Source organism: Stenotrophomonas sp. AS012628 (assembly GCF_010608305.1).
Classification (GTDB): domain Bacteria; phylum Pseudomonadota; class Gammaproteobacteria; order Xanthomonadales; family Xanthomonadaceae; genus Stenotrophomonas; species Stenotrophomonas geniculata.
On the sequence record NZ_VMBJ01000134.1, the window covers coordinates 1 to 273 of the forward strand.

Consider the following 273-nt stretch of genomic DNA (forward strand, 5'->3'; position numbering starts at 1 on the left):
GCTCTTGATCGCCGTCCTGCTGGCGGTATCCGCGTGCAGCTCCAAGGCTCCCGGCCCGGGGGCGTCGGTGCCGAAGGTCATGCGCGGCGAGTATCGCGTCAAGCGCGGCGACACCCTCTATTCGATCGCCACCCGGCACGGCTGGAACTACAAGGACCTGGCGCGCGCCAACGGCATCCGCCCGCCCTACGCGGTCAAGGTCGGCCAGGTGGTGCGCTTCGACGGGCGCAAGTCGACCTACGTCGCCAGCAGCCGCTCCTCGTCTAACACCCG

1 protein-coding gene is annotated in these 273 nt (G+C 69.6%); it reads left to right on the plus strand.

Translation table 11 applies throughout. The annotated features are described in order from the left end of the window. Window positions 1-79 precede the first annotated feature (79 nt). Window positions 80-273, plus strand: a 194-nt coding sequence (locus G5A07_RS21290; RefSeq protein WP_223107773.1) for a LysM peptidoglycan-binding domain-containing protein, incomplete at its 3' end; no start/stop codon positions are given.